Here is a 13,992-nt window from a genome sequence, read left to right on the forward strand (position 1 = left end):
GCAACCTAAGGATCGGTTCCTTCGGGCAGTTTCTCGCATCCACCCTCGGGCAGGCATTGTTCGCCGGGTTTGCACCATTTGCCATAGCCGCAGTCGATGGCCTTGATCGGCACGCATCCCTGATGTTCGGAACACTTGAACCCAGGGCGGCATTGCGAGCCGGTTTCCTCGCACAAAAACCATCCGGGGCGCGAGCATCCGCCGCCCGGCAGACAGGACGATCCCGCACCGCAAGTCAGGCCATCATCGCAGACGGTGGGTAGGCCTTCGATTGCTGTGTTGGGGTCAAAATTGGGCGTGATGCGTTCACATTCGCGGCGCGCATTGCAGATCGAGCCGCCGGGGCAATCCGCGCGCGAAGTACAACTGTTCGCCCCCGCAGGCGCGCATCGCGTGCCCCCCGCAACGCAGCGCTCAAACGGGCCGCAGGTGCGCCCGCCCCCGCAATAGGTGCCACCCAGAGGAATGCAATGGCCATCAAAGCTGCATCTCTGTCCGCCCGAACAGCACCTTGTGCCGCATTGGAACTGGCCGGGGCGGCATTGGCCGTTGCGGTCGAAAAGCTGCGCAAAAGCAGGGCCGCTGAGGGTGGTCAGCAGCAAAGTAATCATAAGGAATCGCAATAGAACCATCATGAATACTCTCATGGTCGGTGCGACGGACCGCCCGATCAAGGCCTATTCGCTTTCCCTCGTTCAAAAGCTGGTTAGATTGAAGAGTATGGAATCGGCTTTGGACTATCATACGGCACGGGCTCTGCTGGAGTGGCAGATCGAACTGGGTGCAACGGACGCAATCGGCGATGCGCCGGTTGACCGTTTTGCTTTGCCTGACACTGCGCCCAAGACTAAAAAGCCCGCCGTGGCCCAGGCTGCCCCGGGCAAACCCAAGAAAGTAGATCCAGTTGCCGTCGCGAAAGCGGCAGCCCAAGGTGCTGGGTCGCTGGACCAATTGCGTTCGGCGATGGATACGTTTGAGCATTGCGAGCTGAAGCGTGGCGCGCGGCAGTTGGTCTTTGCAGATGGCACGCCGGGCGCACGGGTCATGATCATCGGCGAAGCGCCAGGCCGAGAAGAGGACCGTGAAGGCAAGCCCTTTGTCGGCCGCGCCGGGCAATTGCTGGACCGGATGCTGGTGGCGATTGATCTGGATCGCACCCAGAATGCCTATATCACCAACGTCCTGCCCTGGCGCCCGCCGCAGAATCGCGACCCGAAACCCGAAGAGATCGGGATGATGAAACCGTTTCTGGAACGGCATGTGGCGCTGGCCAAGCCCGAGGTTCTGGTGATTATGGGCAATATCAGCTGTCAGGCGGTGCTGGGCAAGCGCGGTATCACTCGGTTGCGCGGGCAATGGGCACAGGCGCTGAACCTACCGGTCATCCCGATGTTCCACCCCGCTTACCTGCTGCGCCAACCACAGATGAAGCGGCAGGCCTGGGCTGATCTGCTAGAGCTGAAAGCCCGGCTGGAGGGCAAGTGATGCGCATTCTGGCCTTTTCCGATCTGCATATGGCACGCAACCGCGCGGCCGAGGTCGTCGCGGCCAGCGCCGAGGCCGATCTGGTGATCGGGGCTGGGGATTTCTGCAATGCGCGACAGGGGTTGGACCAGGCGATGGCGATGCTGTCCGGCATCACCGCACCGTTCGTGATGGTGCCCGGCAATGCCGAAAGCGCGCAGGAACTGGTCAAGGCCGCGCCGGAAGGTGACCATGTGCTGCACGGCGCCGGCATGACATTGGACGGCCTGCGGCTGTTCGGGCTGGGGTATGGCGTGCCGGTTACACCTTTTGGCGACTGGTCCTGTGACCTGACCGAGGCTGAGGCCACTGAATTGCTGGACCGTTGTGACGCGGCGGATATCCTGATCGCGCATTCACCGCCCAAGGGGTACGGCGATGTCACGTCGCAGGGCGATGCGGTGGGGTCCGTGGCCGTGCGCGACGCAGTGGAACGCCTGCAGCCGCAACTTGCGCTGTGTGGACACATCCATGACAGCTGGGGCTATCGCGGCAGCCTAGGCCGCACGCAGATCGCCAATCTGGGCCCCAAGGTAAATTGGTTCGAGGTCACCTTATGATAGAAATGGTCACGCTGCTGGCGTTTATTCCGGCAGCTTTGGCACTGAATTTCACCCCCGGCGCAGACATGTTGTTTTGCTTTGGGCAAGGTTTGCGGTCAGGTGCCAAACCGGCTTTCGCTGCAAGCGCGGGAATTTCCCTCGGATCGATGGTTCATGTTTTTGTAGCGGGGCTTGGGTTGGGGGCCGCCGTAGCGACGATGCCATGGCTGTTCGATGTAATCCGCTGGATGGGGGTGGCTTATCTGCTGTATTTGGCATGGGGCGCGATCCGGAACGGGGCGGTGTCCGCCGATGCGCCTGCAAAGCCCACAAGCCACGCCTTTCGCGACGGGTTGGTGGTGAACCTGACCAATCCCAAGGTCATCCTGTTCGTTTTGGCCTTTATCCCGCAATTCGTGAATCCCGCCATAGGTCCGATCCTGCCCCAATTCCTGATTTTGGGCGTCATCATCGCGCTGGGCGGGTTTGTGGTGAATGGGCTGGTGGGCGTATTTGCCGGGGGCGCGGGGAAGATTCTGATCTCGAACCCGCGCGCCTCACGTATTATGGGCTGGGTGACCGGGGGAATTTTCGCTGCCCTCGCCATCCGGCTTGCCATCATGGAAAGGGCCTGACACCACATGTCACGCATCGACGAAAGCATGGAATTCATTCCGGTTCGGATCGCAGTTCTGACCGTCTCGGATACGCGATCGCTAGACGATGACCGCTCGGGTCAGACATTGGTCGACCGGATCGAACGCGCGGGTCATTCGGTGGCCGACCGCAAGATCATCCGCGATGAGCGCGGTGAGATCGCGGCGCAGTTGCGGCTGTGGGCCGGTGACCCGGACATTGACGTGGTGATCTCGACCGGCGGCACCGGTTTGACCGGCCGCGATGTGACGGTTGAGGCGCACCGGGACGTCTATGAAAAGGAAATTGAGGCATTCGGCACTGTTTTCACCCTCATTTCGATGGAAAAGATCGGCACATCAGCGGTGCAATCCCGCGCCACGGGTGGCGTGGCCGAAGGCACTTATCTGTTTGCACTGCCCGGCAGCCCCGGTGCCTGCAAGGACGCCTGGGACGGTATTTTAGAAAAACAGTTCGATTACCGGCATCGTCCCTGCAATTTCGTGGAAATAATGCCAAGATTGGACGAACATCTCCGACGGAAGTAGACTGGTTGCACGTATAACTGATTGTAACCGCTTTGTGGCTTGGCATTTTTCCGTGCCCGGCTACGTTTTGCATATGGTAGCCTGATGCGACCGGGGTAAGTGATAGATGCGATTTTTGAGGCAAAGCCTTGTTGGTGTCTTTCTGGCGTTTCTAACGCTGGCCTTGGTATTTGTCGCGGTACAGCTGATTGTCAGCGCGGTGCAAGAGGCCCTGAACCGCGACAGTGAGCCACCCGAGGGGCGCGAACGCATTTTTGCCGTCAGCGTGCAACCGGCTGAGCTAGAGACGGTAACCCCCTATCTCGAAGCCTTTGGCGAGGTGCAAAGCCGCCGCCGCCTGGAGCTGCGCGCCGCATTGGGCGGGCGCGTGATCTCGTTGGCTGAGGATTTTGAGGATGGCGGCGTCGTCACCACCGGCGAGGTTCTGGTCGAACTGGACCCGGCTGACGCACAATCGGCCCTGGACCGCGCCAAGTCCGACCTGCTGGACGCTCAGTTCGAGGAACGCGATGCCGAACGCTCACTGCTTTTGGCGCAGGATGAGTTGAACTCGGCCGAGGCGCAGGCGGCCTTGCGTGGACGTGCCATGCAGCGTCAGAAGGATTTGCAAAGCCGCGGGGTGGGCACGCCTGCCGCCGCAGAAGAGGCCGAACTGGCCGAAGCGGCCGCGCAGCAGGCGGTACTGGCGCGTCGTATCGCACTGGCGCAGGCGGAATCGCGCGTCGATCAGGCAACCACGTTGCTGGCCCGTGCCCGTATCGCGCTTGAGGCCGCTGAACGCGATCTGGACGACATGACCGTCCGCGCGCGGTTTGCCGGGACGCTGACGGATGTGACCCTGGTCGAGGGCCGGTTGGTTGCGGCGAATGAAAAACTGGCGGAATTAGTGGATCCCAACGCGCTTGAGGTCGCGTTCCGTGTCTCGACTGCGCAGTTTGTGCGCCTATTGGATGCCCAGGGTAATCTGATCGAGGCGCCGGTGACCGTATCGCTTGAGGTAACAGGAACCGATCTGATCGCCACGGGGCGCATCAGCCGCGACAGCGGATCAGCGGGTGAGGGGCAGACTGGCCGTCTGATCTATGCCCGTCTGGACGACGCGCCCGGTTTCAAGCCCGGCGATTTCGTTACGGTCACAGTACAGGAACAACAGCTGGACAATGTGGTGCGTTTGCCATCATCGGTTCTTGATGCGGCGGGCACGGTGCTGGTGCTGGGCCCCGATGACAGGCTCGAGGCGCTGCCTGTGCAACTGATCCGTCGCCAGGGCGATGAGGTGTTGTTGCGCGGTGATGGTCTGGTCGGGCGCGAGGTTGTTGTTGGCCGGACGCCGCTGTTGGGTGGCGGGGTTCGGGTGCGGCCACTGCGGATCGAGGCCAATGCCGGGGCGGAACCGGACATGGTTGAATTGTCGGATGAACAGCGCGCCCAACTGGTGGCGCGGGTCGAGGCCAGCGATCAGATGCCGAACGACGTCAAGGCTCGTGTTCTGGCACAATTGAGCGAGAGCCGTGTCCCTGCCTCATTGGTGCGCAGCATCGAGACCCGGGCAGGAGGGTAAGCGCCATGATGCGCGACATCCCCGGCGCGGCGAACGGTATCCTCAGCTACTTCACCCGCCACCGGACGGTGGCCAACCTGCTGTTGCTGGTGATGCTGGTGCTGGGTGCGGCGGCGATCCCGTCGATGCGGGCGCAATTCTTCCCGGACGTCATCCTTGAACGTGTCGATGTCAACGTCGAATGGGAAGGTGCGGGCCCCGAGGATGTGGACAATGGCATCGTCCAGCTACTGGAACCCGCTCTGCTGGCGGTCGAAGGGGTGGCCATAACGTACTCGACCTCTCGCGAGGGACGCGCCGATATCGAGCTGGAGTTTGAGCCTAACTGGGACATGTCGCGCGCCGTAGATGAGGTCAGAACCGCCGTCGACAGTGTGACCAACCTGCCTGATGACGCCGAAGAACCCTCGATCCGGCGTGGTGCATGGCGGGATCGTGTGACGGATGTGGTCGTGACCGGCCCCGTTGACCCGGATCAACTGGCCAAGTTCACCGACGAGATGATCAACCGCCTGTTTGCCGCTGGCGTGACCCGCACCACGATTCGCGGCCTTGCCGCGCCGCGCGTGGTGGTCGAAGTGCCAACGGCGCAATTGATCGCCAATGACATCACCCTGTCCGAGATTGCGCAGGCCATAGCCGCTGAAGCGATGGCCAGCCCCGCAGGTGATGTCACGGGCGCCAATGCGCGCATCCGTACCGGCACCGAAAAGCGCACCCCCGAAGAGATTGAGGGCATTGCGCTGCGCAATTTTGCCGATGGCTCAAAACTTTTTATCGGGGATGTTGCGGATATTCGGGTGGAAGGCGTCAATCGCAATCGCAGTTACTTTGTTGGCGAAAACCCCGCCATGTCGGTGCGCATCGACCGTTCGAACCTGGGGGATGCGATTCAGATTCAGCGCTCGGTCGAGGATGTGGTGGCCGAACTGCAGGCCAGCCTGCCTGAAGGAGTGACGATCGAGCTGATCCGCACACGTGCGCAGGCGATCACCGACCGCCTGGATATTCTGGTGGACAACGGTCTGATGGGGTTGGGCCTTGTGGTGTGCCTGCTGTTTTTGTTCCTGAATGCTCGTATCGCCTTCTGGGTTGCGGCGGGTATCCCGGTGGCAATGTCAGCGGCGATTGCGTTCATGTATATCGGCGGGCTGTCGATCAACATGATTTCGCTGTTCGGGCTGATCATCACACTGGGCATCGTGGTCGATGACGCCATTGTTGTTGGCGAACACGCCGATTTCCGTGCCCGCCGCCTAGGAGAGGCCCCGATTGTGGCCGCCGAACGTGCTGCGCGGCGCATGGCGATGCCGGTGTTCGCCGCCACCCTGACCACCGTAATCGCCTTTTTTGGTCTGACCGCCATCGGCGGCCGGTTTGGGGAACTGATCTATGACATCCCGTTCACTGTGATTGCGGTGCTGATCGCGTCGTTGATCGAATGTTTCCTGATTCTGCCCAACCACATGGCCCACGCTATCGCGCATTCGGCGAAAGAACATTGGTATGACCTGCCCAACCGCGTTGTCAATCGCGGGTTTCGCTGGGTGCGCGATCACCTGTTTCGCCCGCTGATCGCCTGGGTGGTTTGGGTCCGCTATGTGGTTGTGGCCGTGATGGTGGTGATCCTGGCCAGCCAGATTGCGCTATTTATCAAAGGTGACGTGAACTGGCGCTTTTTCAACGCGCCCGAACGCGGCTCGGTCACCGGCAATTTTATCATGGCCGAAGGTGCGACCCGCGAAGATACGCTGGCGATGATGCGCGAGATACAGCGCGCTGCCGAAGAACTGGGACAGATTTACGAAGAACGCCATGGCCGCAATCCTATCGATTATGTGTTGGCCGAGGTGGGCGGAAATGCCGGATGGTTCAACCCGCCCGCCGCAGAAGGCAAGGATCAGGACTTGCTGGGCGGGATTTCAATCGAGCTGATCGACGCCGACCTGCGCCCCTATTCCAGCTTTGAGTTCGTGGGCGAGTTACAGGATTTTGTACCGCGTCATCCCAAGGTCGAGATGCTGACCTTCCGCGGCTGGCGATCCGGGCCCGGCGGTGATTCAATCGAGGTGCAGTTCTATGGCGCCGACGTGAACACGCTCAAAACAGCTTCCGAAGATCTGCGGGCCGAATTGGCGAAATACCCCGAGGTTTCGGCGCTGCAGGACGACCTGGCCTATGACAAGGAAGACTTCATTCTGGATCTGACACCCATAGGGCAGGCGCTGGGTTTTCGTATGGAAACACTGAGCAGCGTGTTGCGGGATCGTCTGAACGGGATCGAGGCCGCGACTTTCCCCGACGGTCCGCGCAGCGCCGAAATCCGTGTCGAATTGCCCGAAGGTGAACTGACCGCCGATTTTCTGGAACGCACCCTTATGCGCACGCCGGATGGCGTTTATGTGCCGCTGGCCGATATCGTCTCGGTCGAGCGCAAGTCGGGCTTTTCGGCGGTGCGGCGCAATAACGGCCTGCGGGTGATTACGGTGGGGGGTGACATCTCCGAGGATGATCCGGCGCGTGCGGCAGAAATTGCCCGGGCGCTGAATGACGAGATCCTGCCCAATATCGCCGCCGAACGGCAGGTTGAATGGCGGTTGACGGGCCTGAGCGAGCAAGAAGATGAATTCCTGACCGAGGCGCGCACTGGCCTTATCCTGTGTCTGACCGGGATCTACCTTGTGCTGGCCTGGGTTTTTGCCAGCTGGACGCGACCTTTGGTGGTGATGGCGATCATTCCGTTTGGATTGGTGGGCGCGATCTGGGGGCACTATATATGGGATGTGCCGCTGAGCATGTTTACCGTGATCGGCCTGCTGGGGATGACTGGGATCATCATCAACGACTCGATCGTTCTGGTCACGACCATCGACGCCTATCAGCGAGAGCGGGGGTTGGTGCCGTCGATTGTCGAAGGCACGGCGGATCGACTCAGACCCGTGATGCTGACGACGCTGACGACGGTTTTGGGGCTGACACCGTTGCTGTATGAAGGTTCGCAACAGGCGCAGTTCCTCAAACCTTCGGTGATCACGCTGGTGTACGGGCTGGGTTTCGGAATGTTTCTGGTGTTGTTACTGGTGCCGGCGCTGCTGGCTATTCTAAACGACCTGTCACGCCCGATGACTGCGTTGCGCCGGGCGATGCGGGCACCGGATCGAGTGGTGCAGGGCACGGTGATGGCCACCGGGCTTGTGTTGCTGCTGTGGTTTGGCATGACGATGATTTGGCCCGCGATGACTGGCGCGCCAGTTGGTTTGTTGTCAGGGCTCTACCCGGGGGATGAGGGCATCGCGGCGCTGCATATGGGGCTGGGAGCGTTCCTTGCCGGTGCGCTACCAATTCTGATGCTAAGCGTCGTGTTGTCCGGCTTGCTTTACGTGCGGCTCAAGGGACGGGCGGCCTGACGCGCCTGCAGCGCGGTTTCCAGCAGATCGACGACTCGATCACTCATGGGCAGGTCACATTGTCTGATCTGATCTATCGAAAACCAGCGTGCGTTCAGCGCATCATCCCCGGCTGTCGGAGAACCTGAGAGGTAGTCACAGGCCACCCCGACCAGCAGGTAATGCGACTGCACAGCGCCCTGTTCGTCGCGGCGCAGAAGGTCCAGATTGTCAAGATAACACTGTGGTTCCGCGATGACCGAGGTTTCCTCGCGCAACTCCCTTTGCGCGGCTTGCATCACCGTTTCGCCCCATTCCACATGCCCACCGGGAAACCCCCAGAGCCCCGCATCTGGCTGTTTGCTGCGCTGCACCAGCAGCACGCGGGTTTCATGCACCACAACGGCCAGCGCGCCGATCTTAGGAGTATTCCCCATCTCTCAGCCCGCGCTACATCCCTGAATGTCGACGGCATGATTGGCGCCCAGCACCGTGATCCGTATATCGGACCGGTCGAGCGCAATTGGTCCGCCCGAGGCGCTGATCACCTCGGATGTGGCCACCAGGGTCCCGCCCTGCCGTGTCGTTTCGGGTTCCGAGGCCCAAAGCGTGGGGTTTCCCGGTTCGATCACCGCAACCTCGCGCCCTCCGGCCGAGGGCATGGTTACGCGGGCTTCGATCCGCATACCGTCTGATGTGGGGGTCAGATGGCAGCTGGCGGCAGTCACCTGAGCCTCTTTCGCGGAATAGGGGCGTTGGGCCAGTGCTGCGGCAATGGCTGGGTTGCGCCCGGCGTCAGCGTCCAGCGTATGGTCGAAATCCAACGTCTCGGGGATGCAGACATCCTTGCAGACGCCCAAATCCATTTCCCCACGCAACCGCACGGGTTTGGCGGGGTCGCTTGGAGTAATTTCAACAGGCAGCACCAGTTGATCGGCATAGCCCAGCGATTGCAGGCCATTTTGTACAAATACGTGGGGCGCAGGCCAGGTGATCGCCACATCACCCACATTTTGCGAGCGGTTCCAATCAAACTGCGGCGGGATACCAGCGTCACCGGGTGCGCGCCAATAGGTTTTCCAGCCGTCCTTCAGCGTCAGCCGCAGCGCCCCCAGATAGGTGCCATTGGCCGTACGCCCACCATCAAGCACATCCAGTTGCACAACATCGCCCTCAACCTGCGCATGGGCGGGGGCGGTCAGGGCGAAACAAGCGGTCAGAGCGGCCGCGGTTGATTTAAGATAACGCGTCATACTCCATAGATGCGTGGTCTTGCCGGTGATTCCAAGTCACGTTCCGGTCACTGGGGTGAAATCTGGCAAAATGTGACCTGATCCCTTGCCAATCCCCACGTGCCGGGGCCATTGTTGAAGGAAGACGAAGCAAGAGTTTTAAATCCATGGATCTGACCGGAAAACTGTTGATCGCGATGCCTGGAATGGGTGATCCACGTTTCGATCACTCGGTGGTGTATATCTGCAGCCATGGCGAGGACGGGGCCATGGGCCTGATTGTCAACAAACCGTCGGATTTGCGGATCAAAACCCTGCTCAGCCAGTTGAACATCGCCTGCAGCATCCCTGTCGTGGGCGAACGTCTGGTTCATTTTGGTGGCCCGGTTGAGATGTCGCGCGGATTTGTCCTGCACAGTGCGGATTACGATGCCAACCTGCATTCCATGCAAATCTCGGATGATTTCAGCATGACCGCGACTCTGGATGTGCTCGAGGATCTGGCCTCGGGGCGGGGGCCTTTGAACTCGATGCTGGCGCTGGGATATTCCGGTTGGGGTCCCGACCAGCTTGAGGATGAGATTGCCATGAACGGTTGGCTGACCACCGAGGCGACCTCGAAACTGGTGTTCGATGTGCCCGATGATGAAAAGTGGGAGGCTGCGCTGGCGACGCTGGGTGTTGACCCGCTGACCCTGTCGGCCAGCGCCGGGCGCGCCTGATCAGCTGTCGCGCGGCGCGGCGGCGCGGCGCAGGCGGTCATTGATAGCCGCACCCAATCCATGATCGGGGATCGGTGACACCGCAATCGGGCGGCCTGTGGTGTTCAACCTGTGCAGGGCCGAGAACAGGTTTGCGGCGGCTTCGGTCAAATCACCGCTATCTGACAGGTTCAGATCACACGGAACAGCGCCAAACCCCAGCAAAACCTCGTCACCCTGCGGGCCGGCCGCATTCAGGCGTACGGGTGCGTCGGGGGCGTAGTGCGATTGCAACTGGCCCGGCGCGGTCAGTACATCCGAGGCCTGATGCATGTGCAGTTGTGTATTCAAAACGGTTTCGATCTGTTCCAGCGCCACACCGCCGGGGCGCAGCAATGCGGGCTCTCCGGCCAGTCCAACAATGGTGGATTCCAGACCAACACCGCAGGGGCCGTCATCCAGTATGGCCGCGATACGCCCATTCAGACCCGCGCGCACGTGATCGGCAGTCGTAGGGCTGATCTGACCCGAGGGGTTGGCCGATGGCGCTGCCACCGGCCCATCAAAGGCTGACAGCAACGCCCGGGCCGTACCATGTGCTGGGACCCGAACCGCCAGCGTCTCTAGCCCGGCTGTGACCAGCGGTGAAATCCCGTGCCCCTCGCGCAGAGGAAGAACCATTGTCAGGGGGCCGGGCCAGAACGCGGCAGCCAGCGTCTCGGCCCGCTCGGACCATTCGACATATCGCTGCGCTGCCTCGGCAGAGGCCACATGCGCAATCAAAGGGTTAAAGCTGGGTCGTCCCTTGGCGGCATAAATGCTGGCCACGGCTTCGGTATTGCGGGCATCGCCGCCCAACCCATAGACAGTTTCAGTGGCGAAGGCGACCAGCAGGCCCTGCCGCAGCAAGTCAGCTGCCTGTGCGATTCCGCCCGGATCGGCGGCTAAATCCAAAGTGCCGTTAGGGTTCATTTCATGTGACGCCGCGTTTTGATTGCTTGCAGAACAAGGCCAGTTACGTTTCCGACCAATCAAGGATGCATAAAGGTGGGCATTGCAATTTCCAACCCCACCCGCCAAAAACCGACCCAAACAGACCCGGGGGAAGACATGCCATACCGCGCGCCCATTTCCGACTATGAATTGTTGTTCCGCCACGTCGTCGGATTCGATCAAATCGCGGCGACCGAGAAGTTTTCGGAAGCCAGCGAAGATGTGGTCGGTGCGATCCTGTCTGAGGCCGGCAAGATGTGCGAAGAGGTAATGGCCCCGCTGCAACGCCCCGGTGATCTGGAGCCATCGCGGTTGGAAAATGGCGTGTTGCGTACATCGCCCGGTTACGTAGATGGGTGGAAAGCGATTGCCGAAGGCGGTTGGATCGGGATGGGCGGCGATCCAGAATTCGGTGGTATGGGCCTGCCGATGGCCCTGACCACCGCTGTAAATGAGATGATGTCGGCCGCGTGCTTGTCGCTGCAACTGGCACCGTTGATGACGCAAGGCCAGATCGAAGCGCTGGAACATCACGCCAGTGACGAGCTGAAATCTCTGTACTTGCCCAAGATGATGACGGGCGAATGGTCGGGCACCATGAACCTGACCGAAGCGCAGGCCGGATCGGATGTGGGGGCTTTGTCTTCCAAGGCAGTGCCCAACGGCGACGGGACCTATTCGGTTTCGGGTCAGAAGATCTTTATCTCTTGGGGTGACAACGACTTTACCGAGAATGTATGCCATCTGGTGCTGGCGCGTCTGCCGGATGGTGTGCCTGGAACCAAGGGGATTTCGCTCTTTTTGGTGCCCAAGTACCTGCCCGATGAAAACGGCAATCCCGGTGTGGCCAACGATCTGAAAGTGGTGTCGCTGGAACATAAGATGGGCCTGCACGGCTCACCGACCTGTGTGATGCAATATGATGGGGCCAAGGGCTGGCTTGTTGGTAAGGAACATGGCGGCATGGCTGCGATGTTCACCATGATGAACAATGCCCGCCTGGGTGTTGGTGGTCAGGGTGTTGGGGCTGCCGAGGGTGCCTACCAGCACGCGCTGGCCTATGCGCTGGACCGCAAGCAGGGCAAGACGTCCTCGGGCACCATCATCGACCATGCGGACGTGCGCCGGATGCTGATGAGCATGCGCGCCGATACCTTTGCCGCGCGCGCCATCATGCTGGCCAATGCGGCTGCTATCGATATGGCCACGGCCACCGGTGACGCCGAATGGTCCGCACGCGCCGCGCTGCTGACCCCGATCTGCAAGGCCTTCGGAACTGAAACAGGCATGCGCGTCTCGGAAACCGGTGTGCAGGTTCACGGCGGTATGGGGTTCATCGAGGAAACGGGCGCAGCCCAATATTACCGCGACGTCCGCGTCACCGCGATTTATGAGGGCACCAACGGCATTCAGGCCATGGACCTTGTGGCGCGCAAGATGATGGATGGGGGCGAAGCAGCCTCGCGCTTGTTGGACGAGATCGAGGATCACGCCGAACAGGCCCGCGCCAGCCTGCCGGGTCTGGCGGGTCCCGTATGGGAGGCGACCGAAAGCCTGCGCGAAGCCACCGAGTGGATCGTGGCGCAATCGGACTTGAACGCTCGGTTTGCCGGAGCTGTGCCTTATCTGTACGCCTTCGCCCGCGTTTTGGGCGCGCATTACCACCTGAAGGCGGCGCTGGCTGACCCCGAAGGTCCGCGCCTGAAACTGGCGCGGTACTACATCAACGCATTGCTGCCGGAATATGCCGGTCTGCTGACGCAGGCGCAGAACGGGGCCGAGGACATCTATGCGCTCACCCCTGAGGAGCTGGCGGTGTAATGGACGGGGATACACCTTTGGCAATCCGCTATCCTTGGCCTGAGCCTCCGGCGCAGGGCGAGGCGATCGAGGTTGCTGAAGGGGTGCTGTGGATGCGCCTGCCGCTGCCAATGGCGCTGGATCACGTCAACATTTATGCGCTGGACGATGGCGATGGATGGACAGTGATCGACACGGGCATGTCTTCGAACAAGACCCGTCGCATCTGGGAAACCCTAATGGGGGGTCCGCTGGGCGGCAAGCCGATCAACCGGGTGGTCGTGACCCATCACCATCCCGACCACGTGGGCAATGCAGGCTGGTTTCAATCGGAACACGGCGTAGAACTGGTGGCTTCGCGTACCGCATGGCTTTTCTCGCGCATGCTGCAGCTGGATGTGCAGGAAAGCTGGCCGCAGGAAACGTTGGATTATTACCGCAGCGCGGGCATGGACGCGGGTGTTCTGGCCAAACGGATGACCGAGCGTCCGTTCAACTATTGTGACACGGTCTATCCAATGCCTCTGGGCTTTACCCGGATCAAGCAGGGCAGCGTCATCCGCATGGGTGGCCGTGACTGGGACGTTCATATGGGCAACGGGCACGCCCCTGAACACGCCACGTTCTGGAGCCGCGATGACAATCTGGTGATCACCGGGGATCAGATCCTCAGCTCGATCAGCCCCAATCTGGGCGTCTATGTCACCGAACCTTTGGCTGATCCCGTGGCCGAGTGGCTGGAGGCATGTGAGCGTCTGCAAGGCTTGGCGCGGCCTGATCATCTGGCGCTGGGTGGGCACAAGCTGCCTTTTACCGGCTTGCCGCTGCGCATGAAGCAATTGATCGACAACCACCACGGCGCGCTGGACCGGTTGCAGGACTATCTGGACCAACCCAAAACCGCGGCCGATTGTTTCATGCCTCTATTCAAGCGCCAGATCAAAGAAGGCGAGTACGGGCTGGCTTTGGTCGAAGCGGTTGCACATCTGAACCATCTTTACCACATTGGAACTGTCAACCGGACGCGCCGCGCTGACGGGGCGTGGGAGTTTCAGCGCAAAGGGTAAAG

At 60.9% G+C, this 13,992-nt stretch carries 13 protein-coding genes; 9 read left to right on the top strand and 4 right to left on the bottom strand.

Features of this window, described 5'->3' with window-relative positions; all coding sequences use genetic code 11:
• Positions 1 to 5: 5 nt before the first annotated feature.
• Positions 6 to 635, bottom strand: a complete 630-nt coding sequence (locus ACR0M2_RS14240) for a scavenger receptor class F, member 2 (RefSeq protein WP_480648092.1) — start codon at positions 633 to 635, stop codon at positions 6 to 8.
• Between the two features lie 85 nt (positions 636 to 720).
• Here ACR0M2_RS14240 and ACR0M2_RS14245 point away from each other — a divergent pair, with 85 nt between their 5' ends.
• The 6 genes from ACR0M2_RS14245 (at position 721) to ACR0M2_RS14270 (ending at position 8,218) form a co-directional block, all read left to right on the top strand.
• Complete coding sequence (locus ACR0M2_RS14245) at positions 721 to 1,485, top strand: uracil-DNA glycosylase (protein ID WP_480639040.1); 765 nt, start codon at positions 721 to 723, stop codon at positions 1,483 to 1,485.
• Positions 1,485 to 2,084, top strand: a complete 600-nt coding sequence (locus ACR0M2_RS14250) for a metallophosphoesterase family protein (RefSeq protein ID WP_170350703.1) — start codon at positions 1,485 to 1,487, stop codon at positions 2,082 to 2,084. The genes ACR0M2_RS14245 and ACR0M2_RS14250 overlap by 1 nt, the downstream gene beginning before the upstream one ends.
• The gene (locus ACR0M2_RS14255; protein ID WP_480638690.1) at positions 2,081 to 2,701 is read left to right on the top strand and encodes a LysE family translocator; all 621 of its coding nucleotides are present in this window, start codon (positions 2,081 to 2,083) and stop codon (positions 2,699 to 2,701) included. The genes ACR0M2_RS14250 and ACR0M2_RS14255 overlap by 4 nt, the downstream gene beginning before the upstream one ends.
• Positions 2,702 to 2,707: 6 nt before the next feature.
• Positions 2,708 to 3,250, top strand: a complete 543-nt coding sequence (moaB, locus tag ACR0M2_RS14260) for a molybdenum cofactor biosynthesis protein B (RefSeq protein ID WP_170350700.1) — start codon at positions 2,708 to 2,710, stop codon at positions 3,248 to 3,250.
• Positions 3,251 to 3,356: 106 nt separating this feature from the next.
• Complete coding sequence (locus ACR0M2_RS14265) at positions 3,357 to 4,811, top strand: efflux RND transporter periplasmic adaptor subunit (protein WP_480705651.1); 1,455 nt, start codon at positions 3,357 to 3,359, stop codon at positions 4,809 to 4,811.
• Between the two features lie 5 nt (positions 4,812 to 4,816).
• A complete protein-coding gene (locus tag ACR0M2_RS14270) occupies positions 4,817 to 8,218 on the top strand; it encodes an efflux RND transporter permease subunit (protein ID WP_480705652.1) in 3,402 nt (1,133 codons plus the stop codon).
• On the opposite strand, the gene ACR0M2_RS14275 is transcribed toward ACR0M2_RS14270, so the two are convergent.
• Positions 8,188 to 8,634, bottom strand: a complete 447-nt coding sequence (locus tag ACR0M2_RS14275; protein ID WP_480705654.1) for an NUDIX hydrolase — start codon at positions 8,632 to 8,634, stop codon at positions 8,188 to 8,190. The genes ACR0M2_RS14270 and ACR0M2_RS14275 overlap by 31 nt on opposite strands.
• A gap of 3 nt (positions 8,635 to 8,637) precedes the next feature.
• The gene (locus tag ACR0M2_RS14280; protein ID WP_480705655.1) at positions 8,638 to 9,450 is read right to left on the bottom strand and encodes a protein-disulfide reductase DsbD domain-containing protein; all 813 of its coding nucleotides are present in this window, start codon (positions 9,448 to 9,450) and stop codon (positions 8,638 to 8,640) included.
• A gap of 146 nt (positions 9,451 to 9,596) precedes the next feature.
• Here ACR0M2_RS14280 and ACR0M2_RS14285 point away from each other — a divergent pair, with 146 nt between their 5' ends.
• A complete protein-coding gene (locus ACR0M2_RS14285) occupies positions 9,597 to 10,151 on the top strand; it encodes a YqgE/AlgH family protein (RefSeq protein ID WP_170350691.1) in 555 nt (184 codons plus the stop codon).
• On the opposite strand, the gene ACR0M2_RS14290 is transcribed toward ACR0M2_RS14285, so the two are convergent.
• Positions 10,152 to 11,102: an L-threonylcarbamoyladenylate synthase gene (locus ACR0M2_RS14290; RefSeq protein WP_480705657.1), complete on the bottom strand. Its 951-nt coding sequence runs from the start codon at positions 11,100 to 11,102 to the stop codon at positions 10,152 to 10,154.
• A 138-nt stretch (positions 11,103 to 11,240) separates the two neighbouring features.
• Here ACR0M2_RS14290 and ACR0M2_RS14295 point away from each other — a divergent pair, with 138 nt between their 5' ends.
• Together ACR0M2_RS14295 and ACR0M2_RS14300 are read left to right on the top strand one after the other, a co-directional pair.
• Positions 11,241 to 12,944: an acyl-CoA dehydrogenase family protein gene (locus ACR0M2_RS14295; protein ID WP_480705659.1), complete on the top strand. Its 1,704-nt coding sequence runs from the start codon at positions 11,241 to 11,243 to the stop codon at positions 12,942 to 12,944.
• The gene (locus ACR0M2_RS14300) at positions 12,944 to 13,990 is read left to right on the top strand and encodes an MBL fold metallo-hydrolase (RefSeq protein WP_170551684.1); all 1,047 of its coding nucleotides are present in this window, start codon (positions 12,944 to 12,946) and stop codon (positions 13,988 to 13,990) included. Before ACR0M2_RS14295 ends, ACR0M2_RS14300 begins: the two co-directional genes overlap by 1 nt.
• Positions 13,991 to 13,992 lie beyond the last annotated feature (2 nt).

This window comes from Ruegeria sp. BE10, from assembly GCF_056538905.1.

Coding starts and splice junctions, on each gene's coding strand:
- ACR0M2_RS14250 (WP_170350703.1), top strand. CDS start 1,485: ATGCGCATTCTGGCCTTTTCCGATCTGCATATGGCACGCAACCGCGCG.
- ACR0M2_RS14280 (WP_480705655.1), bottom strand. CDS start 9,450: ATGACGCGTTATCTTAAATCAACCGCGGCCGCTCTGACCGCTTGTTTC.
- ACR0M2_RS14275 (WP_480705654.1), bottom strand. CDS start 8,634: ATGGGGAATACTCCTAAGATCGGCGCGCTGGCCGTTGTGGTGCATGAA.
- ACR0M2_RS14255 (WP_480638690.1), top strand. CDS start 2,081: ATGATAGAAATGGTCACGCTGCTGGCGTTTATTCCGGCAGCTTTGGCA.
- ACR0M2_RS14300 (WP_170551684.1), top strand. CDS start 12,944: ATGGACGGGGATACACCTTTGGCAATCCGCTATCCTTGGCCTGAGCCT.
- ACR0M2_RS14295 (WP_480705659.1), top strand. CDS start 11,241: ATGCCATACCGCGCGCCCATTTCCGACTATGAATTGTTGTTCCGCCAC.
- ACR0M2_RS14270 (WP_480705652.1), top strand. CDS start 4,817: ATGATGCGCGACATCCCCGGCGCGGCGAACGGTATCCTCAGCTACTTC.
- ACR0M2_RS14285 (WP_170350691.1), top strand. CDS start 9,597: ATGGATCTGACCGGAAAACTGTTGATCGCGATGCCTGGAATGGGTGAT.
- ACR0M2_RS14240 (WP_480648092.1), bottom strand. CDS start 635: ATGATGGTTCTATTGCGATTCCTTATGATTACTTTGCTGCTGACCACC.
- ACR0M2_RS14265 (WP_480705651.1), top strand. CDS start 3,357: ATGCGATTTTTGAGGCAAAGCCTTGTTGGTGTCTTTCTGGCGTTTCTA.
- moaB (WP_170350700.1), top strand. CDS start 2,708: ATGTCACGCATCGACGAAAGCATGGAATTCATTCCGGTTCGGATCGCA.
- ACR0M2_RS14290 (WP_480705657.1), bottom strand. CDS start 11,102: ATGAACCCTAACGGCACTTTGGATTTAGCCGCCGATCCGGGCGGAATC.
- ACR0M2_RS14245 (WP_480639040.1), top strand. CDS start 721: ATGGAATCGGCTTTGGACTATCATACGGCACGGGCTCTGCTGGAGTGG.